The organism is Ruegeria sp. ABV4_181, assembly GCF_056158465.1.
Map to the genome: position 1 here is coordinate 237,768 of NZ_JBSWTI010000002.1, position 20,916 is coordinate 258,683.

22 protein-coding genes are annotated in these 20,916 nt (G+C 63.4%); 6 read left to right on the plus strand and 16 right to left on the minus strand.

The annotated features are described in order from the left end of the window. Positions 1 to 12 precede the first annotated feature (12 nt). Entirely contained in the window at positions 13 to 1,005 is a 993-nt protein-coding gene (locus ACXAC3_RS01190) for a hypothetical protein (RefSeq protein WP_475154710.1), read from the plus strand. On the opposite strand, the gene ACXAC3_RS01195 is transcribed toward ACXAC3_RS01190, so the two are convergent. The 5 genes from ACXAC3_RS01195 to ACXAC3_RS01215 are packed head-to-tail and all read right to left on the minus strand — an operon-like array spanning position 1,002 to position 4,801. Next, the gene (locus tag ACXAC3_RS01195) at positions 1,002 to 2,267 is read right to left on the minus strand and encodes a molybdopterin-binding protein (protein ID WP_475154712.1); all 1,266 of its coding nucleotides are present in this window, start codon (positions 2,265 to 2,267) and stop codon (positions 1,002 to 1,004) included. The two genes, ACXAC3_RS01190 and ACXAC3_RS01195, sit on opposite strands and share 4 nt — an antisense overlap. Then, positions 2,264 to 2,755 carry a molybdopterin-guanine dinucleotide biosynthesis protein B gene (mobB, locus tag ACXAC3_RS01200; RefSeq protein ID WP_475154718.1) on the minus strand — a complete coding sequence of 164 codons (492 nt, stop codon included), beginning with the start codon at positions 2,753 to 2,755 and terminating at the stop codon, positions 2,264 to 2,266. The genes ACXAC3_RS01195 and mobB overlap by 4 nt, the downstream gene beginning before the upstream one ends. Next, complete coding sequence (gene mobA, locus ACXAC3_RS01205) at positions 2,752 to 3,387, minus strand: molybdenum cofactor guanylyltransferase MobA (RefSeq protein WP_475154722.1); 636 nt, start codon at positions 3,385 to 3,387, stop codon at positions 2,752 to 2,754. Before mobA ends, mobB begins: the two co-directional genes overlap by 4 nt. Further along, the gene (locus ACXAC3_RS01210) at positions 3,384 to 3,917 is read right to left on the minus strand and encodes a hypothetical protein (RefSeq protein ID WP_475154726.1); all 534 of its coding nucleotides are present in this window, start codon (positions 3,915 to 3,917) and stop codon (positions 3,384 to 3,386) included. Before ACXAC3_RS01210 ends, mobA begins: the two co-directional genes overlap by 4 nt. Then, positions 3,914 to 4,801 carry a formate dehydrogenase accessory sulfurtransferase FdhD gene (locus tag ACXAC3_RS01215; protein WP_475163315.1) on the minus strand — a complete coding sequence of 296 codons (888 nt, stop codon included), beginning with the start codon at positions 4,799 to 4,801 and terminating at the stop codon, positions 3,914 to 3,916. Before ACXAC3_RS01215 ends, ACXAC3_RS01210 begins: the two co-directional genes overlap by 4 nt. A gap of 49 nt (positions 4,802 to 4,850) precedes the next feature. Here ACXAC3_RS01215 and ACXAC3_RS01220 point away from each other — a divergent pair, with 49 nt between their 5' ends. Together ACXAC3_RS01220 and ACXAC3_RS01225 are read left to right on the plus strand one after the other, a co-directional pair. Continuing rightward, entirely contained in the window at positions 4,851 to 5,561 is a 711-nt protein-coding gene (locus ACXAC3_RS01220) for an AzlC family ABC transporter permease (protein ID WP_475154731.1), read from the plus strand. After that, positions 5,558 to 5,890 (plus strand): AzlD domain-containing protein, encoded by a 333-nt coding sequence (locus tag ACXAC3_RS01225; RefSeq protein ID WP_475154736.1) that lies wholly within the window; start codon positions 5,558 to 5,560, stop codon positions 5,888 to 5,890. The genes ACXAC3_RS01220 and ACXAC3_RS01225 overlap by 4 nt, the downstream gene beginning before the upstream one ends. Here the strand turns inward: ACXAC3_RS01225 and ACXAC3_RS01230 are convergent. The 7 genes from ACXAC3_RS01230 to ACXAC3_RS01260 all read right to left on the minus strand — a co-directional run bounded on the left by ACXAC3_RS01230 (position 5,879) and on the right by ACXAC3_RS01260 (position 12,388). Further along, positions 5,879 to 6,511, minus strand: a complete 633-nt coding sequence (locus ACXAC3_RS01230; RefSeq protein WP_475154742.1) for a hypothetical protein — start codon at positions 6,509 to 6,511, stop codon at positions 5,879 to 5,881. The two genes, ACXAC3_RS01225 and ACXAC3_RS01230, sit on opposite strands and share 12 nt — an antisense overlap. Positions 6,512 to 6,530: 19 nt before the next feature. Then, positions 6,531 to 6,665, minus strand: a complete 135-nt coding sequence (locus tag ACXAC3_RS01235; protein WP_475154746.1) for an aa3-type cytochrome c oxidase subunit IV — start codon at positions 6,663 to 6,665, stop codon at positions 6,531 to 6,533. A 68-nt stretch (positions 6,666 to 6,733) separates the two neighbouring features. Beyond that, on the minus strand, positions 6,734 to 7,294 hold the full coding sequence (locus ACXAC3_RS01240; protein ID WP_475154752.1) for a hypothetical protein: 561 nt from the start codon (positions 7,292 to 7,294) through the stop codon (positions 6,734 to 6,736). After that, positions 7,281 to 9,119, minus strand: coding sequence for a glycerophosphodiester phosphodiesterase family protein (locus ACXAC3_RS01245; RefSeq protein ID WP_475154759.1), 1,839 nt, complete (start codon positions 9,117 to 9,119; stop codon positions 7,281 to 7,283). The genes ACXAC3_RS01240 and ACXAC3_RS01245 overlap by 14 nt, the downstream gene beginning before the upstream one ends. A 63-nt stretch (positions 9,120 to 9,182) precedes the next feature. Next, positions 9,183 to 9,635, minus strand: coding sequence for a DUF6173 family protein (locus tag ACXAC3_RS01250; RefSeq protein WP_475154764.1), 453 nt, complete (start codon positions 9,633 to 9,635; stop codon positions 9,183 to 9,185). A gap of 3 nt (positions 9,636 to 9,638) precedes the next feature. Further along, positions 9,639 to 10,685, minus strand: a complete 1,047-nt coding sequence (locus ACXAC3_RS01255; RefSeq protein WP_475154770.1) for an MBL fold metallo-hydrolase — start codon at positions 10,683 to 10,685, stop codon at positions 9,639 to 9,641. Beyond that, positions 10,685 to 12,388, minus strand: a complete 1,704-nt coding sequence (locus ACXAC3_RS01260) for an acyl-CoA dehydrogenase (protein WP_475154775.1) — start codon at positions 12,386 to 12,388, stop codon at positions 10,685 to 10,687. The genes ACXAC3_RS01255 and ACXAC3_RS01260 overlap by 1 nt, the downstream gene beginning before the upstream one ends. Before the next feature lie 137 nt (positions 12,389 to 12,525). On the opposite strand from ACXAC3_RS01260, the gene ACXAC3_RS01265 reads away from it, so the two are divergent. After that, the gene (locus ACXAC3_RS01265) at positions 12,526 to 13,476 is read left to right on the plus strand and encodes an L-threonylcarbamoyladenylate synthase (RefSeq protein ID WP_475154781.1); all 951 of its coding nucleotides are present in this window, start codon (positions 12,526 to 12,528) and stop codon (positions 13,474 to 13,476) included. Here the strand turns inward: ACXAC3_RS01265 and ACXAC3_RS01270 are convergent, their stop codons facing one another. Then, positions 13,477 to 14,031 (minus strand): YqgE/AlgH family protein, encoded by a 555-nt coding sequence (locus ACXAC3_RS01270; protein ID WP_475154785.1) that lies wholly within the window; start codon positions 14,029 to 14,031, stop codon positions 13,477 to 13,479. It lies immediately after the preceding gene. Between the two features lie 145 nt (positions 14,032 to 14,176). On the opposite strand from ACXAC3_RS01270, the gene ACXAC3_RS01275 reads away from it, so the two are divergent. Further along, positions 14,177 to 14,989 (plus strand): protein-disulfide reductase DsbD domain-containing protein, encoded by an 813-nt coding sequence (locus ACXAC3_RS01275; RefSeq protein ID WP_475154790.1) that lies wholly within the window; start codon positions 14,177 to 14,179, stop codon positions 14,987 to 14,989. Between the two features lie 4 nt (positions 14,990 to 14,993). Then, complete coding sequence (locus ACXAC3_RS01280) at positions 14,994 to 15,413, plus strand: NUDIX hydrolase (protein ID WP_475154792.1); 420 nt, start codon at positions 14,994 to 14,996, stop codon at positions 15,411 to 15,413. On the opposite strand, the gene ACXAC3_RS01285 is transcribed toward ACXAC3_RS01280, so the two are convergent. From ACXAC3_RS01285 to moaB, 3 genes are all read right to left on the minus strand, one after another. Next, the gene (locus ACXAC3_RS01285) at positions 15,410 to 18,808 is read right to left on the minus strand and encodes an efflux RND transporter permease subunit (RefSeq protein ID WP_475154794.1); all 3,399 of its coding nucleotides are present in this window, start codon (positions 18,806 to 18,808) and stop codon (positions 15,410 to 15,412) included. The genes ACXAC3_RS01280 and ACXAC3_RS01285 overlap by 4 nt on opposite strands. 5 nt (positions 18,809 to 18,813) lie before the next feature. Beyond that, positions 18,814 to 20,268 (minus strand): efflux RND transporter periplasmic adaptor subunit, encoded by a 1,455-nt coding sequence (locus ACXAC3_RS01290; RefSeq protein ID WP_475154796.1) that lies wholly within the window; start codon positions 20,266 to 20,268, stop codon positions 18,814 to 18,816. A 105-nt stretch (positions 20,269 to 20,373) separates the two neighbouring features. Beyond that, the gene (moaB, locus tag ACXAC3_RS01295) at positions 20,374 to 20,916 is read right to left on the minus strand and encodes a molybdenum cofactor biosynthesis protein B (RefSeq protein WP_475154798.1); all 543 of its coding nucleotides are present in this window, start codon (positions 20,914 to 20,916) and stop codon (positions 20,374 to 20,376) included.

A 20,916-nucleotide genomic window follows, 5' to 3' on the forward strand; every position in this document is an offset into this window, starting at 1 on the left:
GGAGCGTTTCCCATGTCCGAGCCTACGCCAGAGCCGGAAACCGAGCGACCGACTTCGCTGGGCATTTACGACAAGCCTGCGCGGCCGTCGGTGACCGGGATTGAGATCGCCGCGGTTGCGCTCAGCCTGATCTGGCTGGTGGTATCGGTCGTCTTTCTGGTCCTGCCGGATAATGTTGACGGCGGCGGGTTCATCGTCACGCTGCTGGCGGTCTTCATGCCGGTGGCGATGATCTGGGTTGCCGCCACGGCCATGCGCGCCAGCCGGATCATGCGCGAAGAAAGCGAACGTCTGCAGACCGCGATCGACGCAATCCGGCAGGCCTATGTTATCCAGCAGCAACGCGCGGCCAGCGCCTCAGAACCGGCCGTCAGCAAGAAGCTGGACGAAATCGCCCAAGCCGCGAAAAAGACCGAAAACGCGCTGGCCACATTTTCCACGAAGCGCACCGAACCCGCCCGCAACGCGGCGCAGAAGGGAACCGGCGACCAGACTCTGCTGGAACTGGGCACCCCGGCCGAAGACATCGCCCCGCCGCTGAGTACCGATGTCTTCATCCGCGCGCTGAACTTTCCCGAAACGCAGGATGACGCCGCGGGGTTCGACGCCCTGCGCCTGGCCCTGAAAGACCGCAAGACCGCGCAGCTGGTTCAGGCCTCGCAGGATGTTCTGACTCTGCTCAGCCAGGAAGGCATCTATATGGATGACCTGCGCCCGGACATGGCCCGCCCCGAGATCTGGCGGCAATTCGCGCAGGGCGCGCGGGGCCGTGCGGTCGCGGCGCTTGGCGGAATCCGGGATCGCTCGTCCCTGGCATTGACCGCGGCCAGGATGAAGCAGGACCCGATCTTCCGCGACGCCGCGCATCACTTCCTGCGCCGCTTCGATCACATGATTGTCGAGTTTGAATCCGGGGCCAGCGACGCCGACCTGACCGCATTGGGCGATACCCGCACAGCGCGGGCATTCATGCTGCTGGGTCGCGTGGCCGGGACTTTCGACTAAATCCCGAAACTGCCATAGGGCAGGAACCGGACCATGTCGCCCGGCCTTATATGGCGGGCGCCGTCCTCGATCTCAACCAGTCCTTCGGCCCAGCTGAGGCCGCTGATCCGGCCCGACCCTTCCGAGGCAAACACCTCGGCCCTGCCATCGCGGATACGGGCGCGCAGATATTCGCGGCGACCGGGTTTCTTGCGTTTTTCAAACGCGGCAGGCAGGTCGAAGCCCTGCGGTGTCTGCCATCCCTCCCCGGCCAGCAGGCCCAGCGCGGGACGGCCAAAGATCAGCGTGCACACCAGCGCCGCCACTGGATTTCCGGGCAGACCGAAGACCGGCTTACCATCCCACAGGCCCAGCGCCAGCGGCCGCCCGGGTTTCAGGGCAATCCGCCATTCCTGCATCGCGCCGGCCTGCCGCAACAATGCCGAAACATGGTCCTCGTCCCCGGCCGAAGCGCCGCCACTGGTCAGGATCACATCCGCCTTTTCCGCCGCACGGTTCAACCGGTCACGCAGGTCTTCGCGGTCATCGCCCACGCGGCCCATATCCACCGGCTGGAAACCCATTCGGCGTACCAGCGACAACAGCATCGGGCGGTTGGCGTCATAAATCTGCCCCGGCCCCGCGGGGTTCCCGGGTTCGACCAGTTCGTCCCCTGTCGACAACACGGCAACACGCAGCACCTTGCGCACCGGGACTTCGGCGATCCCTGTCGCCGAAAGCAGGGCAAGATCTGCCGGTGTCAGCCTGCGCCCGGCGGGCAGAACCAGATCGCCCTCGGCCACATCCTCGCCCGCGCGGCGAGTGTTGGCCCCCTGTTTCAGCGGGCCGTGAAAGGCGATATGCCCATCCCGCTTGGTCACGTCCTCTTCCAGTATGACCGTGTCGACGCCGGTTGGCAGCGCAGCGCCGGTCAGAACGCGCAGGGCATACCCGGCAGGCACCACACCGTCGAACGGGATCCCTGCCGCCGCCCGCCCCTCATGCAAGGGCATCACCTGTGCACCCTCCGGGGCCTGTCCGGCGAACCCGTACCCATCCACCGCCGTATTCGCCTGCGGCGGATAGGATCGCAGCGCGAGGATATCCTTGGCAAGTATTCGGTCCGCGGCCTGCATCACCGCGGCGGTTTCAACGGGTGCAACCACCGCCAGACGGTTCCGCATCAGCGCCAGCGCGTCATCCACAGGCGTCCAGTTCACCCCGGCGGGCAGGGCAAAACAATCGTTGCGCAGGGGCGGCGGCGCGATGTCCGGTTTGCTCATAATCCGACCTCCTGCAGAATGAAGTCCGCGATGGAGGCGGTGTCGTCCAGATCGAAGACCGGAACGTTCAGATCCATCGGCGTGTCGCTGGCCACTGCGCGGACCGTTTCGTTGTCCGACGCGATCAAAGGGTTTCCGGCCGCGGCGCGAAATGCCTCGATCTTGGGGTGGTCTGCGCGTTTGAACCCCTCGACCAAAACCAGATCAACGGGGGAGAGACGCGACAACAACTGCGCAAGCGACGGCTCGGGCGCGCCGCGCAACTCCTGCATCAGGGCCACGCGCTGGCCCGAGGCCAGCAGCACCTCGGACGCGCCAGCCATCCGGTGGCGATAGCTGTCGGTACCCGGCTGGTCGACATCGCCCCCGTGATGGGCATGTTTGACGGTCGAGACAGTGAACCCGCGCCCGGCGATCTCGGTCACCAGCCGTTCGACCAGACCGGTCTTGCCCGCGTTCTTCCAGCCGGTGACGCCGTAGACCCTCATGCCTGCTCCAGCAGTTTCTGCGCCCGCGCCAGATCGTCGGGCGTGTTGACGTTGAAGAACGGGTCGAACGGTTCCGCCGGAAACAGCGCCTCGCGCCCTCCGTGCCTGTCGGTCCAGAGCACCACCTTGCGCAGCCCACCGTTCAGTGCATCCCGCAGATCGTCGCGCAGCGCGACGGGCCAGAGGCCGAAGGTCGGGTGCCGGTTGACCTTACCGCCCGATTTCAACTCCGCCCCCGTGCGCGGAGTGGTGGCCAGCACCAGTGGATGGGTCTGCCCTTCGGCGGCGTCAACCAGACGCGTGACCAGATCACGAGGAAAGAACGGCGTGTCCGCAGCGGCAGTGACAATCGCATCGGCCCCCTGTTCCGCCGCCCAGTCGAGCCCGGCCAGAACACCTGCCAGAGGCCCGGCATATCCTTCTATGGTGTCAGGTAAGATGGGCAGGTTCAGGTCGGCGAACCGCTTTGGGTCGCCATTGGCGTTCAGCGCCAGCCCATCGACCTGCGGGGTGAGACGGTCGATCACACGGGATAGCAAGCTCCGCTCACCAATCTGCATCAGCCCCTTGTCACCGCCGCCCATCCGGGTGGCGAGACCACCGGCGAGGATCGTGCCAAGAGGGCGGGTCATGCGCGTTCCTCGATTTCCGGCCATTTTCTGAATTTTTCTGCCGGCAAAATGATCAAGGAACCGATACCGAAGCAGAACAGAACGCCCCAAATGGCTGTCGGAATCCCTGTAAACTCTGCAATCGAGCGGCTTAAACCGATGAGGAATGGTACAAGACAAGCCACCGCAAACAGAGTGAATGCCGATAAATAGCACCGGTACCTGAGAGCCGACTTTCTGGTTTCGTCGGGTATCTCGACGGGTTTCGGCAAGCCATGCAACAGGACCCGGTGAAGCGCAGCGTTTTGCTGTTGCGACATCAGTCTCCAAGCCTGCCAACCCGACCGAACGGGACCACGCAAATCAAATAGAGCTATATAGCCCTTCGGCATCCAGCCCAGTTGACGGAGCGTTGCAGCATCCAGTTGCGCCATCCCGTCAATGACGCCCCGTTTGCTGCGTGCGAAGTCTCGAAGCGCTAAAAAACAAAGCGGCAGAATAGCGGCAGCCAATACGAATAGCCCAAAGATTTTGAGGGTTTCCAAAATCATCCCGCACTCTTCCTGCGATGTTTCTTGTCTTCAACCGGCACCTTCGCCGGGTCCGCATCCCGCACCAGCCGGTCCTCGCCCGAGAGGCACACGAAGCGCTGCCCGCGCATCCGGCCGATCAGCGTCAGGCCGACCTCGCGCGCGATCTCGACGCCCCAGGCGGTAAAGCCCGAGCGTGACGCCAGCACCGGGATGCCCATCATCGCCGTCTTGATCACCATCTCGGATGTCAGCCGGCCGGTGGTGTAGAGGATTTTGTCCCCGGCCCCGACCCGCTCGGACAGCATCCAGCCCGCGATCTTGTCGACTGCGTTGTGGCGGCCCACATCCTCCATATAGACCAGCGGGCGATTTTGGTGACACAGAACAGTGCCATGGATCGCCCCGGCTTCAAGATAGAGCGACGGGGTGCGGTTGATCCTGGCCGCAAGGTCATAAAGCCATGAGGTACGGACCGCGACCTGTGGCAGGCGCACGCCCTCCAGCCCCTCCATCATGTCGCCGAACACGGTGCCCACGGCGCAGCCGCTGGTGCGTGTCTTTTTCTTCAACTTGTCCTCATAAGACGTCTCGCGCGCAGTGCGCACCACCACGGTTTCCAGATCGTCATCGTAGTCGACCCCGGTGATCGCGTCGTCGTCGCGCAGCATGCCCTGATTGCGCAGAAAGCCCAGCGCCAGATATTCGGGATAGTCGCCGATTGTCATCGCGGTCACGATTTCCTGAGCGTTCAGGAAAATCGTAAGCGGCCGCTCCTCGACCACCGAGATCCGGCTGACTTCACCGTTCTGATCCACGCCCTCGACCGCGCGGGTCAGCCGCGCCGCGCCGGGATCCGGGGCGATGATGTAATCCGATACGTCCGGTTTCGTGGCCAATTGCAACCCTTTCCCAAGACCGCTACTGCTGCTGCCGACACCATAGGATCTAGCCATGGCAGACACCACATCCAAGTCATACTTCTGGAAGGGTTTTCGGGACGGAACCCCGTTCATCTTCGTGGCGATCCCTTTCGGCACGCTCTTTGGCGTTTTCGCGACCGAGGCGGGGCTGGACATCGTCCAGACCATTGCTTTTTCCGCAACCGTCTTTGCGGGGGCGGCGCAGTTCACCGCGCTGCAACTGTTGCAGGACAACACCCCCACGGCGATCGTGCTGGCCTCGGCGCTGGCGGTAAACCTGCGGGTGGCGATGTATTCGGCCTCGCTGACGCCTTATCTGGGCGCCGCACCGATATGGCAAAGAGCCTGTGCGGCTTATCTGACGGTTGATCAATCTTATGCTTGCGGGATCGTCCAGTTCGAAAAAGAGCCGAAGATGACCGTGCCGCAGCGCATGTCTTATTTCTTCGGCTCGGTCACACCGATCACGCCGCTTTGGATTCTGGCAACCTATCTGGGGGCGGTGCTGGGGGCGCAGATCCCCGAAAGCTGGGCGCTGGACTTTGCGCTGCCGATTACCTTTCTGGCCATGATCGGCCCGATGATGCGCACGCTGGCGCATGTGATCGCGGCCTTTGTCGCAATCGTTGTCGCCCTGCTGACCGTGGCGGTGCCGTTCAATCTGGGGCTGCTGATCGCCGGAGCGGCGGGGATGGTGGCCGGGGCGCAGGCCGAGCTGATGCTGGAGCGGAGAAAGACATGACCCAGATCGACCCGACAACCATGTGGATCGTCATCGTCGGCCTCGCCATCGGCAGCTTTGCCCTGCGGTTCACCTTCATCGGTCTTGTCGGGGACCGGCCGATGCCGCCCTGGCTGCTGCGGCATCTGCGGTATACCGCTGTGGCCATCATTCCGGCTCTTATCGCGCCGCTGGTGGTGTGGCCGACCGCGACCGAAGGTCAGCCCGACGTGCCGCGTATGGCCGCAGCGGCGGTTGCCCTGTCGGTCGGGGTTATCACCAGGAACGTAATCGCCGCCATCTTCACGGGTGCCGCGACCCTGTACGGTCTGCTGTATCTATTGGGTTAGGCCCGCATCCAGCTGGTTCAGCCGGGCATTGTTCGTCGCCAGCCCCTTTTGCAGGTCGGCATCGTCGTTCTCGCGGTACTCAGAGGTCGCAACCCCCGGAATCTGACCGAATTGCTCGGACAGTTTGACGGGGTAAAAGGTGGTGGTAATGCCCTCGAATCCCGGCACCTGCTGCAACAGCCGTGCAGTCGAATTGGCGCAATACGCCCCGGGCACAGGGCCCATCTGCTTGGCCAGTTGCAGGGCGATCTCGGCCTGTTGGGGAGAGACTTCTATTGTCTGAATGCGCGCATAATGCGTCTCGCGCGCGTGGCTGCTGCGATAGGCGCGTTCAACATTGGGCGTGATCCCATACAGCACATCATCCCTGATCGGCACCACATCGGCACGGAACGAACCCGCAGGGTCGAATATCACCCGTTCACTGCCGCTGATCATCAGCGACGTGTGAGCACCCGAACCGGTCCGGGTGCTGATCATTGTGTAAAGTGTCAGGGTGGATGGGCCGGGGTCCCGATAGGACCGGGCCACGATTTCGGCCTGATCCGCCTGAGGTCGCTGCGATCCGGTGCAGCCTGCGACAAGCGCTGCCAGCAGGCAGGCAAACAGAATCCTGATCACGGCCGACCCCGATTATGGATTAAGAGGCAAAGACCGCCAGAAACAGGCAAAGAAAGGCGATGGCGACCACACACCAGGTGGTGGCCTTGATGAACCCTTCGAAGGTTTTGGTTTGAACGGTGATGTCCATGTCGCCGTGCTTATGTTCAGCCATGTTGCAAAGATTCCCAATTCGCGTGTTTGAGATGTTGGATAATCGAAAATAGGGGGCCTGTCACCACGTCATTCGCGCGCAGGGGGCGTTGTCTGAAACACCGAGCATCCCGGATAACCGAACCCCCAGCGCCAGGGCAGGCCGGAACAGGGGCCGCCACCCAGGCGCACGGCGGCGAACATGGCCTCGGCAGTGACAGAGTGGGCCGTTCGAATCTGATCGGGTGTCATGTCATAGCGATCGGCATCTTCTTCGGCATGATCGTCACCATGTTGTCTGACGCAGGCGCGCAGGGCTTCGTCCGCGGACAGGCGCGCGTCATAGCTGTCGTCGGCGCGCGATGCACCGCCCGCGTCATGGTAGGCGCGGTCGTGGGTCACGCAGCAATATTCCCAGGGTGGGTGTGCGTCATAGAGCGCGCGGAATTTCGGGAAATTGTCCGCCACAAAGCGCCAGCTGGCCGACAGCCCGCCGGAACATCCGTCTGTTTCGAACGGGGTCAGCGCGGCCTCGCCCTTTTGCGCGATCAATGCGCGATGGGCCGGCATTTCGATATTGCGCATGAAATCCTGCGCCATGGCCGGGAATGCCGTCAGCACAAGGACAACCGCCAGATTACGGGCTTTCATCGCGCATAGCCTCAGTGTCGACGGACATCCCGAAGGTGGTCGCCAGCCACAACAGTAACCGTTCCGCCGGGCCCATTTCCGCGCGCACGCGCAGCACTTCGTTCGCCATCGCCGGTCGGTCGGTGATCAACCCGTCGACCCCCATCGAGGCCATCGCCGACATCTGCAGCGGGTCATTCACCGTCCAGACATAGAAATCCTTGCCCGCCGCCTGCACCGAACGCACCAGACCCGGCGTCGCCATGGCTGCGTTGACGGCGACGAAATCGCCCTCAAGCCCCGACAGATCGCCCACGGCCGTCGCCGCCAGCACTCCGGCCCGCCAATCGGGGCGCAATGCCTTCATCTTCTGCACCGCGGGGTATTTCAGCGACATGGTGGCGATATCGTCCTGCATCGCCATCTCTTCGACAATCGCTGCGACCCGGTTTTCCAGATCGACGTCATGGCCGTAATATTTCAGTTCGATGATGACCCTGGCCCTGCCCTTCGCGGCCTCAAGCACATCGCGCAGCGTCGGTGTGCGTTCATCGGCATATTCGGGCGCGAACCAGCCGCCGATATCGATCTCGGCCACGTCCGCCATCGTGGCATCCCAGACTTTCAGATCGACACCTGCCAGTTTCATGAAATCGCTGTCATGGGCGACGATCACAACGTCATCCGCGGTTTCCTGCACGTCGATCTCGACCCAGTCCGCGCCGTCCTCAATCGCCTTGAGCACCGAGGCCATGGTATTTTCCGGCCGCAAGGCCGCCGCGCCACGGTGACCGATCACCTCGGCCCGGTCCGGGGCCTGCACCCGCTCCAGCAGATGCTGCCCGAACCACAGCCCCGCAAGCACGACGGCCACAGCAAGCGTGACCGCGGTGAACAGAGGTATGCGCAGACCGCCCGGTTCGGGATGTGGCGGGTCGGAGGTGCGGATCACGAAAAACCCGTCCAGCAACACGGCCAGCGCCCCCAGCGCCGTGGCCGCCAGCACCAGACCTGCCAGAGACCAGAGGCCCGCGACCAGCAGGCTGTAGATCAGCGCCAGCCGCAGATGTTCAGCCCCCTGAAGGGGCACAAGCGCAAACAAAATCCCGGCCACCCAGCCGATCGCGGCCGCGATAACCAGACGCAGGCCCAGCCAAAACGCCAGCTGGATCTTGAGACGCGCGCGGTTGCCCTCCATCCGGCTGGCGCTGACATTGAACGCATGGGCCGGATGCACGCCTTCGAACAGCACCAGATGCAGCGACAGTGCCCAGGCCGACAGCCGACGGATCAGCACCCAGGCCATGACCAGGCCCAGTGCCCCGATCAGCGCCACCGCGACCCAGAAGGACGGCGGGTGGAACGTCAGATAGTAATTGATGTCATACTCGGTCAGCGTCCACCACGCGATCACTGCGGACACCACCGCAAAGGGCAGGATCAGCAGCAGAACGCGCAGGACAAAGCGCACCGCGAACCCAAAAAGCGCGGGCAGGCGCGACAGGATCAACCCGATGGCCGCACTGCCCGCGCGCCACGGATCGCTCTCTCCCATCCGCAGAGACCCCGCCATGACAGAAAACACAAACACCTCGGCCAATAGAAACAGGCTGAGCACAACTATTGCAGCGACAAACCCCGCAGGTGACAGGATGAAAGCCGCAATGTCCTGATCGGTCAGCGCCGTCTGGTTGGAGAGCGACACCGCGAGATTCACCGACAGCGCAACGCCCGGCGCGATCACCGCGATCAGCAGCAGCCTTACGGCGACATAGATCGGCACAAAAACACGGCGGCGCGCCCATGCGCCTTTATAAGCTTTAGCAACGGCTGCAAAACTGAACACGCAACGCCCCCCGGATAATGCAGGTATTCAAGGCTGCGCAGACGTGAATTGCAAGCCGGGCGGTCAGTTCTCTTCCAGATCGGCCGCCAGCCGGAAGCCGATGCGGTTGGCGGGCTTGTCCTCGACCGATTTTGGCAGCGCGCGCAACATCACGTTCAGCTGGCTCACATGCTGCACCAGCTGGGTCCGGGCGCCGGTCGCGTCCGAACCATAGAAGGTGATGATGTCAGGATCGAAATAGCCCATGCCCTCGATCCGCATGACGCCCGCGTCGCCGCCGGTAAAGCCCATGGCGACCTCCTGATCGCCATCCAGCGCCTTTTCGAAGTTCTGGATATAGAGGATCAGCCGCTCATAGGCCCATTGCGCCGGGCTTTTCGTCTCGACCGGTTTTTGCAAAGGACCCGGCAATTCTTTTGCGCCGGACTGCGCATTCGGGTTCGCGTGCACCTCGTAGCATCTGGGCAAAGCTGCCGCTTCTGCCGCCTCAGCCGACGTTTCGATCTGGTCCTGCATGCCTTACCCCTTGCGCTGAAACTCCCATGCCCCGTCCGCGCGGCGCGTCCGGGTGACAGCTCCAATGTGGTAAAGATGGTTCAGGTGTGCAACCGCTTCGACCAGCGCCAGGCCATATTCACCCGCGCCGATCTGACGCTTGAACAGGGGAACAAAGCACTCGGCGGCGGATTTGGGTTGGTCCAGATAATCCTGCAACCGGTCCAGCGCGCCGTGGTGATTGTCGATCAACTGCTTCATCCGCAGAGGCAATCCGGCAAAGGGCAGTTTGTGCCCGCCCAGAGCGATGTGATCGGGCCGGGCCAGCCCCTGAAGCCGCTCGCAGGCCTCCAGCCATTCAGCAACCGGGTCCGCCAGCGGTTCGGTGACGTAGACGCCCAGATTGGGGCTGATCGAGCTGAGGATCTGATCGCCGGTCAGCACCAGATTGTCGTCGCGGCTCCAGAAGGTGGCGTGTTCCGGGGCGTGGCCATTGCCCATGTGCACGTCCCAGTCGCGCCCGCCCATGCGGATCACGCTGCCCTGTTTGATCCGGGTAAAGCCCAGTGGCATCGGATACACCGTGTCGCAGAAATTGAAGGGCCGTTCGGTCATCCTTTTGGCCAGAAAGGCGGCGTCCATCCCGGCGCTGCGGTAATAGTCCAGCGTTTCCTGCGGCCAGGTTTCCTGAACATCCAGTTGCAGCATCCGCGCGAACAGCCAGGCGGTGCGCGATGTCACCAGTTCCGCGCCGTGTTCTGACTGGAACCAACCCGCATTGCCGACGTGATCGGGATGGTGATGGGTCACCACCACGCGATGGACCGGCTTGCCGCCCAAAGGCCCCGCCATCAGCGTTTCCCAGATGCGCCGGGTCTTGTTCGACGACAGACCCGTGTCGATCACCGTCCACCCGTCACCGTCATCCAGCGCATAGATGTTGACGTGATCCAGCGCCATGGGCAGCGGCAGCCGCATCCACAGCACCCCTTCGGCGACTTCAACTGCCTGACCCGGCGCCGGAGGTTCGGGCCAGGGATAGCGGATGGTCAAAGGGGTGTCGCCGTCCATCAGGCCGCCAGTTCCTCGGCGCTGAGGGCATAGATGTCCTCGGCCCCGTTCTGCGCCTGCGCCAGCAGACCGGCATATTCCGGCAGCAGCGCGTTGATGTAATAGCGCGCGAGCCTGGACTGGGGTCCATCCGGTGCCGCCAGCGCAGCCTTGAGGTGGTAATGCGCGCCCAGAACACGTGCAAATGCGTGCAGATAGGGTACGGCCCCGGCGAAACGGTCATTCATGTCGGTCTGCGCCACGATCCATTCGGTTGTCTCACGCAAGCTTTCCGTCGCCTCCCAGACCGGACCGGCCAGATCCGGCATGGCCGAACGGGCCTCTTCCGCGTGATCCTCGATCTCGTCCAGCAGACGCGAGGCCGCCTCGCCGCCATCCAACATCTTGCGCGCGACAAGGTCCATGGCCTGAATGCCGTTGGTGCCTTCGTAAATCGCGGTCACCCGGACGTCGCGGTAATACTGTGCCGCGCCGGTTTCTTCGATGAACCCCATGCCGCCGTGAACCTGAACACCGGTCTCGGAGACGCGCATGCCGGTCTCGGTGCCGAAAGCCTTGCAGATCGGGGTCAGCAGGGCCGCCCGAGATACCCATTCGGCGTCGCCGGTGGCGTTCGCCATGTCGATGGCGGCCGAGTTGGCCAGCATGATGGCGCGCGCGGCAAAGGTATCGGCGCGCATGCCCATCAGCATCCGGCGCACATCCGCGTGGTCTATGATCGTCCCCGAAGGCGTCCTGCCCTGCTTGCGTTCCAGCGCATAGGCCAGCGCGTGCTGATAGGCGCCTTCGGCTGCGCCGACGCCCTGCCCACCGACACCCAGACGGGCATTGTTCATCATGGTGAACATCGCGGCCATACCGCCATGTTCCCTGCCCACAAGCCAGCCTTTTGCGCCGTCATACTGCATCACGCAGGTGGGCGAGCCGTGCAGGCCCATCTTGTGCTCCAGCGACACGACCTTCAGATCGTTGGCCACACCGGGATTGCCGTTGTCATCGGGCAGGTATTTGGGCACCAGGAACAGCGAAATGCCCTTGGTTCCGGGAACGCCGTCCGGCAGGCGCGCCAGCACCAGATGGCAGACGTTCTCGGTGAAATCATTGTCGCCCCACGAGATGAAAATCTTCTGCCCGGTCACCGAATAGGTTCCGTCGCCATTGGGTTCGGCCTTGGATGTCAGCGCGCCGACATCCGATCCGGCCTGCGGTTCGGTCAGGTTCATGGTGCCCGACCATTCGCCCGCCATCATCTTCGGAAGGTAGAGCGCCTTCAGCTCGTCGCTGGCGTGATGTTCCAGCGCTTCGATCTGGCCCTGCGTCATCAGCGGAGCCAGTTGCAACGACAGGCAGGCCGCCGACATCATCTCGTTCACGGCCGTTGTCAGGGTCATCGGCAGGCCCATGCCACCATATTCAGGATCACCGCTCATCCCGATCCAGCCGCCTTCGGCAATCGCCTTCCAGCCGTCGCCGTAACCCGGCGATGTGCGCAGGACGCCGTTTTCCAGACGTGGCGGCTCCAGATCGCCGGGGCGTTGCAGCGGGGCCATGACCTCTTCGCACATCTTGCCCGCTTCCGTCAGGATCGCGCTGACGACGTCCGCGCTGGCCTCCGAAAATTTCTCGGTCGCCGCGATCTGATCGAACCCGATCACATGGCGGAACAGAAGTTCATAATCGGAAATTGGCGCGCGGTATGGCATATCTACCCTCAGGGTTGTCTGTTCGGTTTTTCGCGGGTGGGGTTGGAAATTTCAATGCCCACCTTTATGCATCCTTGATTATTCGATTACCTAGCCAGCCAAATGTTACAAGCAATCAAAACGCGGCGTCACCACATATGATCCCTAACGGCACACAGGAGTTATCTGCCGATCCCGGTGGAATCGCGCAGGCGGCGGATCTGCTGCGGCAGGGGCTTTTGGTCGCGTTTGCCACCGAAACCGTCTATGGGCTGGGCGGCGACGCCTGCAACGGCAATGCGGTGGCCGGGATTTACGAGGCCAAGGGACGCCCCAGTTTCAACCCCCTGATCGCCCATGTCGCGTCCATCGAAGCCGCGCAGAGATTTGTCGAATGGTCAGACCGGGCCGAGGCGCTGGCCGCCGCCTTCTGGCCGGGGCCATTGACTCTGGTTCTGCCCTTGCGCGCCGGCCACGGCATTTCACCGCTGGTCACCGCCGGGCTGGACACGCTGGCCGTCCGGGTGCCCGCACATGGCACTGCCCGCGCCTTGCTGGCCGCGTTTGACGGGCCGGTCGCGGCCCCGTCGGCCAACCCTTCGGGCCAGATCAGCCCGACAACCGCCGAACATGTGCGCAGGGGGCTGAACGGGCGCATCGCCGCCATTCTGGATGACGGTCCCTGCGGCGTCGGGCTGGAATCCACCATTGTCGGACTGGCCGGAGAGCCCGCCCTGTTGCGCCCCGGCGGCGTTTCGCTGGAACAGATCGAACGCGTTCTGAACACCCGCCTGCATCATCATCAGCCCGGAGACCTGCTGACGGCGCCGGGTCAGCTGCAATCGCATTACGCCCCGGATGCGCCGGTGCGCCTGAACGCCGCAGGCCCGCAAGGCGATGAGGTTCTGCTGGGTTTCGGACCCGTCGCGTGTGACCTGAACCTGTCGGAAGACGGCGATCTGGCCGAGGCGGCGGCCAACCTGTTTTCGGCCCTGCACAGGCTAAATGGTACCGGACGCCCGATTGCGGTGTCACCGATCCCCGTTCACGGGCTGGGTGCTGCGATCAACGACCGCCTGCGCCGCGCTGCCGCGCCCCGTGACAGCTGATCAGGCCCGCCCGGCGCTGGCCGACAGGGTCAGCGGATCAACGCCCAGCGTGGCCAGCGCGGCCTCCCACTTCCCGTCGTCGGGCACGTCGAAAACCAGTTTCGAGGACGCCTCGGTCGTCAACCAGCCATTCATCGCGATCTCATCTTCCAGCTGCCCAGGCCCCCAGCCGGAATAGCCCAGCGCCAGCGTCGAGTTCAGGGGCCCGCGCCCCGAGGCCAGGTCTTCGAGCACATCCAGCGTCGCGGTCATGCTGAAATCATCCGAGATTCGCATCGAATGCAGGTTGGCATCGTAATCCGCGCTGTGCAGGACAAACCCGCGCGACATCTCGACCGGGCCGCCGAAATGGACCAGACGCTCGCCCACCACCGGGATGCGGCATGCGATGTTCAGCTGTCCCAACAGGGTTTTTATCCGCAGATCCGACGGTTTGTTCACGATCAGACCCATCGCCCCGTCATCCCCGTGGCTGCAGATGTAAACCACCGAATGGTCGAAGCGCGGATCACCCATGCCAGGCATCGCAATCAACAGTTTTCCGGTCAGGTCCATAGATTTACATCTCTTGCTGAGTCCCCCTCAACAATGACCTTGGGGCGCAGGGATTGGCAAGGGATCAGCGCATATTTCCGCAGATTTCATCCGGGTGACCGGAACGTGACTTGGAATCCCAGCCCGTACCGCGCATTTATGGGGTATGAACCGCCGTTTTAAATCCGCTGCGATTGCGCTGACCGCCTGCGTCGCCCTGACCGCCCCCGCCTGTGCGCAGGGTGTCGATGGGGTTGTCCAACTGGATATTCTCGACGGTGGGCGTACCGCTGACGGAACCTATCTGGGTGCCGTGCGGCTGACGCTGAAAGAGGGGTGGAAAACCTATTGGCGCGCACCCGGAGATGCCGGTATCCCGCCGCAGTTCGACTGGACCGGCTCTGACAATGTCGGCGAGGTGTCGATCACCTGGCCTGCCCCGGACGTATTTGTGCAGAACGGTCTGCAATCGATCGGTTACGAAGGGCAACTGGTGCTGCCGGTGGAAATCACTCCAGACAACCCCGCCAAACCCGTACGGCTGCGCGGCGACATGGATCTGGGTGTTTGCAAGGATGTCTGCATCCCCGAACGGCTGGATTTCGACCATACGCTGGACGCTGACGCGGCACGCAACCCGGCCATCGCCGCAGCGCTGGCCCAGCGCCCCTATTCCGCGAAAGAGGCCCGCGTGACACAGGCGCGCTGCCATCTGACGCCCACTTCGGACGGTATGCGGATCGAGGCCCGCGTCACCATGCCATCAGCCGGCGGGCGCGAGGTTGCGGTGATCGAACCGGGCAATCCCGCGCTCTGGGCGTCGCAGTCCGAAACCCGGCGCAAGGGCGACACGCTGATTGCCACATCCGAGGTGATCAGTGCCTCGGGCGGGCCTTTTGCGCTGGACCGGTCGGAAATTCGGATCACCGTTCTGGGCGCGAATCACGCCGTCGACATTCAGGGCTGCAGCGCGGGCTGACCCCATGATTCAAACCCCAAAGATCGGCGCGCTGGCCGTAGTTCTTCATCGGGGCCAGGTCCTGCTGGTGCAACGCGGCAAACAACCCGATGCCGGGCTGTGGGGGTTTCCCGGCGGTCATGTGGAATGGGGCGAGACGGTTCTGGACGCCGCGCGGCGGGAACTGCACGAAGAAACCTCGGTCCTTGCCGAGCCACTGCATTATCTGGACAATCTTGACCTGTTGCGGCGCGACGCACAGGGGGTTGTCCTGGCGCACTACCTTTTGGTCGGTGTGGCCTGTCAGTACCAGTCAGGCTCACCGGTGGCCGGCGATGATGCGCTGGACGCCCGGTGGTTTCCCGTCGATCAGATACGCCGCGGCGATCTGGGGATGAGCGACCGGGTCCCCGACCTGCTGGAAACCGCATTGCGCCGGGGTTAAACCGCCCGACCCTTGAGGCGCGCATAAAGCAGCCCCGATAGCGTCACGCTCAGCACCAGAATCGGAACCGCGCCCGCGACAAACGCCCCCAGACCCATCTGCAGGGCGGCAATCCCGTCTTCGCCGGCATAGAGGCCGGATAGAACACCGACCGGTACACCGGTAAGCGCGGGCCAGACCATCGTCAGACCGAACCAAACCAACAGCGCCGATCCCGTGGCCAAAAGCGCGCCCTGCACCACCCGGTCGGGGGCCCGCAGTGCCCGGCGCATCGCAGTCATCGGGCGCGACAGGTCGTTCAGAATGGCCAGCAACGCCGGCACCAGCAGCAGCACCAGCAGCATCCCGAACCCTAGCCCATAGACCAGGGTGATTACGGTGGGTTTGAGGAACTGCGCCTGTTGCGATCCTTCATACAACAGCGGAGTCAGCCCCAGAACCGTTGTCAGCGTCGTCAGCATCACCGGGCGCAGCCGGTCGGCAGCGCCTTCGACAATCGACGGCAGCAACCCGCGTTCTTGCTGGTAGGCATCGATTGTGGTCACCAGCACGATCGAGTCATTGATGATGATCCCGGTCATCCCCAGCAGGCCAACCACGGTAAACATGCTCAGAGGCACGTCCCAAAGGTAATGCCCCCAGATCGCGCCCACCAGTCCGAACGGAATGATCGCCATCACGACCAGTGGCCGCGTCCAGCTAGCAAAGACCCAGGCCAGAACCAGATAGATGCCGGTCAGGCACAGGGTCAGCCCGGTGCGCGCCTCGGTCAGGAACTCGTCCTCCTGCTCGCTCAGGCCGGCCATGCGCCATTCGACCTGCCGTTCGGTGGCGATGTTGGGCAAAATCTCATCGTTCAGGGCGCGGGCGATTTCCGCCGCACGGGCCGGGTCATCTTCGGATATGTCGCCGTTCACCGAGATCACCCGCAAACCGTTTTCACGCCGGATCGTGGAAAAGCCCGATTTGCGCTCGACCGAGACGATGTCGGCCAGGGGCACATACACGCCGTCCGGCGTGCGCATCAGCGTACGTTCCAGGAAATCGGCGGTCAGTTCGCCCTCGGGCAGTTCGACGCGAATCTCGGCGCTGCGCGGCCCGTCGGGGAAGGTCGCGGCTTCGATCCCGTTCAGCCGGTCGCGCAGCACACGGCCCAGCGTTTCGATTCTGAAGCCCAGCGCCTGACCCTGCGCGGTCAAGTCAAGGATGTACTCTTCCTTGTCGTAGGCGAGATTGTCCTCAAGCGCGGAAACCTCTGGGTATTTCGACAATTCTGTCTGCAAATCCTCGGACGCGGCCTTGAGCGTATTCACATCAGCGCCGAAAAACTGCACGTCGATCGCATCGCCGCCGGGGCCGGAACGCCAGCCGCGGAAGCTGATCAGTTCGACCTTGGGATGGCGCGGTACAAATTCCTGCAATTCACCGACGAATTCAAAGCTGGAATAGGGGCGCAGGTCGGCGTCGATCAGCTCGATGGAAATCCCGCCCAAAAGGTCCTGATCCTTACCTTCAGCGGCGGACAGGCCAAACCCGGCGCTGCCACCCACCTCGGCCAGCACGTAATCGATGGGATTGCGGCCATGACGTTCTTCGTAGATCTGGCCCAGCTCTTCAGCGGCGCGCTGCAATTCGTGCATCATCGCAAGGGTTTCGGCGCGGGTCGCGCCTTCGACCATGATGAAATTGCCGGTGACGGATCCGCGTTCGGGAGCATTGAAGAAGCGCCAGTTCACGTCCCCGCGAATGAACAGGGCAATCTGGCTGGCCAGGATCACCACCATCGCGGCCACAACCACATAGCGCGCCCAGACCACCCAGGCGATCAGCGGGCGGAACAGATGGTCCCGCATCCAGCGGAACCCGCGATTGACCACGCGGTTGGGCAGGTCGTACCAGTGCTCCTTGGCCGAATGGGCAATGGCATGGGCCATATGGTTGGGCAGGATCAGGAAACATTCGATCAACGACGCGATCAGCACCGCAATCACGGTAAAGGGGATATCGCGGATCAGCTCGCCGAACCGGCCACCGATGGCGGTCAGGCCGAAAAAGGCGATCACGGTGGTCAGCGTCGCTGCAAAGACCGGCATCGCCATCCGCCGCGCCGCCCGTTCGGCGGCCACAACCGGAGACTCACCCAGCCGCCGGGCCCGGAAATCGGCATGCTCACCCACCACGATGGCGTCGTCCACGACAATGCCCAGCGTGATGATCAGCCCGAACAGCGACACCATGTTGATCGACAGCCCGCCGATATACATCAAGGCGATGGCCGCGGACATGGCCACCGGAATACCTGCCGCCACCCAAAAGGCGATACGCGCGTTCAGGAACAGAAACAGCAGGCAAACGACCAGGCCCAGGCCGACAAGGCCGTTGTCGACCAGAATATCCAGGCGGTCGGTGATCGCCTGCGCCCGGGTGCGGATCAGTTCGACCGTGACACCTTCGGGCAGGCTGGCCTGCATCTCGGCCACCACGTTTTCGACCGTGTGCTGGATTTCGATCGCATCGCCGAGGTTCGAGCGGTCGACCCGGATCGACATGGCCGGGTTTTCGCCGACAAAATAGCTGCGGTTGCGGTCGACCCCTTCCACCTTGATCTCGGCCACGTCGCCAACAAACAGCTTGGAGCCGTCGGCGAAATTGCGCAAGGCGATGCCTTCGATCTCTTCCGGGGTGCGTTTTTCCGTTCCGGTGCGGATGCGTGCGTTGGCCCCGGTTACGTCGCCCGCCGGGTTCGCCGTGACTTCGGCTGCGATGGCCTGCGCGATTTCGGACAGGGTGATGTCATTCGCGATCAGTTGTGCGGTCGGAACCTCGACCACCACACGGGGCGCGGCAAGACCGCGGATCGTCGTGCGCGTAACCCCGACCGAAAACAGGCGGTTGATCAGTTCATCGGTAAACTTGGCCAGATGATCTGCCGCCACCGGGCCGGTGACCACGACATCGGTCACCCGATCTCGCCACGCCCCGCGCCGGATTGCGGGTTCTTCGGAATCCTCGGGCAAATTGGTGACGCTGTCGACGGCGGTTCGAACCTCTTCGACAGCGCGCGACATATCCCAGTTGGGCTCGAACTCCAGCCGGATTCTGGCCGTCCCTTCGCGGGAGGTCGAGGTTGTGCTGGATACGCCCTCGACCGCCAGCAGGGCCGGTTCCAGCACCTGAACGATGCCGTTATCCACGTCCTCGGGTCCGGCCCCGTCCCATTCGACAGTGACATCGACACGTTCAAGGATCACATCCGGAAAGAACTGCGCCCGCATGTTCGGGATGGCCGCGGCCCCCAGAACCAGCATCACCAGCAATAGCAGGTTTGCCACCGTCCTGTGGCGGGTGAAATAGCTCAGGATACCACCCGCCGCGCCGGGAATGTCGCGCATCATGGCGCCTAACCCCCTGCCCGGTTTTCAATGCTCCGCACCAGCGAGGCAGGAACCCTGGCTTCGCTCAGTTGCCCCAGAACGCGGGCCTTGACGTCGCTGGGCATGCGGTCGCTGGCTTCGACCTGCGCCACGAGCTGGGCGCGCAGTTCGTCGGACAGTTCGACCATGTCCGGTTCAGCCCCGGCATTGGCCTCGATCCGCAGCGGACGCACGCGCACACCCGAACCCAAAAGCGGTGTGCGGCCTATGACCACTTCGCGACCGACCAGACCCTGCCCCCGCAGCAGCACTTCATCACCCTGTCGACGGATCAGTTGCACCGGCAGCGCTTCGAGCCGGTCCCCGTCCCCCAGAACCAGCACGGTGCCAATTGCATCCAGAACCGAGGATGGCAGCCGCACAACGTTGTCCAGCGGCTGTTCCTGTACCGAAACGGTAACAAAGTCGCCCGGTTTGAACCCGGAGGCGTCATCCAGGCGGGCATAGATCAGGCGCCCTGTCTGCCCTTCACCGGCCGAACCGCTGTCGCGGCTGATGCGACCTTCGGCAATCAGGTCGGTGCCGGTCACCTCAAGCGAAATCGTCACCGGCGCGTCGATCAGATCGCCACCCGCGTCCAACAATCGCACATATTGCGCGGTCGAGACCCGAAAGGCGACCTCCAGCGCGTTGGGATCGACCAGCTCCGCCAGCTTTTCGTTGGCCGATACCAGCCGCCCTTCGACAAGGGTCACATCCGTCAGGGTCCCGCCAAAGCGGGCGCGGATGGTCATGTCGTCCAGATCCCGTTCTGCCGCCGCCAGCGCGATGCGGGCGCGGGCCAGCAAGGTTGTCGCCTGATCGACACGGGATTCCGCCTGCGCCAGCGCGATCCGGCGGGCCAGAACCGATTGCTGCGCTGCGGCTTCGGCCAGTTCTGCCTCTTCGACGGCTGCCGCAGCGCCGACGCCCCGGGATTGCAGATCCTGCTGGCGCTGCAACGCACGCCCGCGCAGCGCGGCCTGTGCCTCGGCCGAGTTCAGCTCATCCTGCGCCAGCAGCAACGAGCGTTCTGCGTCGCGTTCTTCGAATTGCGCGTCCAGCAGATCGGATTTCGCGCGATCCAGCGCCGATTGCGCATCCGCCGGATCAAGCTCGACCAGAACCTCTCCGGCTGTCACCGCGCCGCCATCTTCAAAATCTTCGGACAGCGCGATAACCCGCCCGCCCAGCGCCGCGCGCAATTCCAGACGGCGACGGCTTTGAACCTCTCCGAAGGCTTCAAGATAGGGCGTAACGGTTTCCAGTTCTGCCGGTTGGACACTGACGGCAAAAATCCGTTCGCGGGCCTCGGGCGGGGCCTCGTCGCGGTTCAGAACGTCCTGCACCGCGCCCGCGATCAACTGGAACGCGACGAACAGCAGGGCCAGCGTCAGAGACGCCAGAAAGACACCGACAAGGCTTTGCCGCAGAAATCGCATCTATCACTCACCCCGGTTGCGCAGGCCGCCATGCCCGAAATGTAGCCGGGCGCGAAATTTTGCCAAGCCACAAAGCGGTTATAAAGCGTTGAACGTACGACCAGTTTACTTCCGTCGCAGATGTTCGTCCAATCTGGGCATTATTTCCACGAAATTGCAGGGACGATGGCGATAATCGAACTGTTTTTCCAGAATTCCGTCCCATGCATCCTTGCAGGCGCCGGGGCTGCCGGGCAGCGCAAACAGATAGGTACCGCCCGCCACGCCACCCGTTGCGCGGGACTGGACCGCGGAGGTGCCGATCTTCTCCATCGACAGGATAGTGAAAACCGTACCAAAAGCTTCGATTTCTTTCTCATAGACGTCCCGATGCGCTTCGACCGTCACATCGCGGCCCGTCAGGCCGGTGCCGCCGGTCGTGATGACAACGTCTATTTCCGGGTCTCCCACCCACAGGCGGAGCTGCGCGGCGATCTCGGCGCGCTCGTCCCGAATGATCTTGCGGTCGGCCACCGAATGCCCTGCGCGCTCGATCCGGTCCACCAATGTCTGACCCGAGCGGTCCTCGTCCAGCGACCGCGTATCCGACACCGTCAGCACCGCAATCCGGACCGGGATGAATTCCAGCGTTTCGTCAATGCGCGACAT

Excerpts from the sequence above, each read along its gene's own strand:
- ACXAC3_RS01190 (WP_475154710.1), top strand. The coding sequence starts at position 13 with ATGTCCGAGCCTACGCCAGAGCCGGAAACCGAGCGACCGACTTCGCTG.
- ACXAC3_RS01195 (WP_475154712.1), bottom strand. The coding sequence starts at position 2,267 with ATGAGCAAACCGGACATCGCGCCGCCGCCCCTGCGCAACGATTGTTTT.
- mobB (WP_475154718.1), bottom strand. The coding sequence starts at position 2,755 with ATGAGGGTCTACGGCGTCACCGGCTGGAAGAACGCGGGCAAGACCGGT.
- mobA (WP_475154722.1), bottom strand. The coding sequence starts at position 3,387 with ATGACCCGCCCTCTTGGCACGATCCTCGCCGGTGGTCTCGCCACCCGG.
- ACXAC3_RS01210 (WP_475154726.1), bottom strand. The coding sequence starts at position 3,917 with ATGATTTTGGAAACCCTCAAAATCTTTGGGCTATTCGTATTGGCTGCC.
- ACXAC3_RS01220 (WP_475154731.1), top strand. The coding sequence starts at position 4,851 with ATGGCAGACACCACATCCAAGTCATACTTCTGGAAGGGTTTTCGGGAC.
- ACXAC3_RS01225 (WP_475154736.1), top strand. The coding sequence starts at position 5,558 with ATGACCCAGATCGACCCGACAACCATGTGGATCGTCATCGTCGGCCTC.
- ACXAC3_RS01235 (WP_475154746.1), bottom strand. The coding sequence starts at position 6,665 with ATGGCTGAACATAAGCACGGCGACATGGACATCACCGTTCAAACCAAA.
- ACXAC3_RS01240 (WP_475154752.1), bottom strand. The coding sequence starts at position 7,294 with ATGAAAGCCCGTAATCTGGCGGTTGTCCTTGTGCTGACGGCATTCCCG.
- ACXAC3_RS01250 (WP_475154764.1), bottom strand. The coding sequence starts at position 9,635 with ATGCAGGACCAGATCGAAACGTCGGCTGAGGCGGCAGAAGCGGCAGCT.
- ACXAC3_RS01255 (WP_475154770.1), bottom strand. The coding sequence starts at position 10,685 with ATGGACGGCGACACCCCTTTGACCATCCGCTATCCCTGGCCCGAACCT.
- ACXAC3_RS01260 (WP_475154775.1), bottom strand. The coding sequence starts at position 12,388 with ATGCCATACCGCGCGCCAATTTCCGATTATGAACTTCTGTTCCGCCAT.
- ACXAC3_RS01265 (WP_475154781.1), top strand. The coding sequence starts at position 12,526 with ATGATCCCTAACGGCACACAGGAGTTATCTGCCGATCCCGGTGGAATC.
- ACXAC3_RS01270 (WP_475154785.1), bottom strand. The coding sequence starts at position 14,031 with ATGGACCTGACCGGAAAACTGTTGATTGCGATGCCTGGCATGGGTGAT.
- ACXAC3_RS01275 (WP_475154790.1), top strand. The coding sequence starts at position 14,177 with ATGAACCGCCGTTTTAAATCCGCTGCGATTGCGCTGACCGCCTGCGTC.
- ACXAC3_RS01280 (WP_475154792.1), top strand. The coding sequence starts at position 14,994 with ATGATTCAAACCCCAAAGATCGGCGCGCTGGCCGTAGTTCTTCATCGG.
- ACXAC3_RS01285 (WP_475154794.1), bottom strand. The coding sequence starts at position 18,808 with ATGATGCGCGACATTCCCGGCGCGGCGGGTGGTATCCTGAGCTATTTC.
- ACXAC3_RS01290 (WP_475154796.1), bottom strand. The coding sequence starts at position 20,268 with ATGCGATTTCTGCGGCAAAGCCTTGTCGGTGTCTTTCTGGCGTCTCTG.
- moaB (WP_475154798.1), bottom strand. The coding sequence starts at position 20,916 with ATGTCGCGCATTGACGAAACGCTGGAATTCATCCCGGTCCGGATTGCG.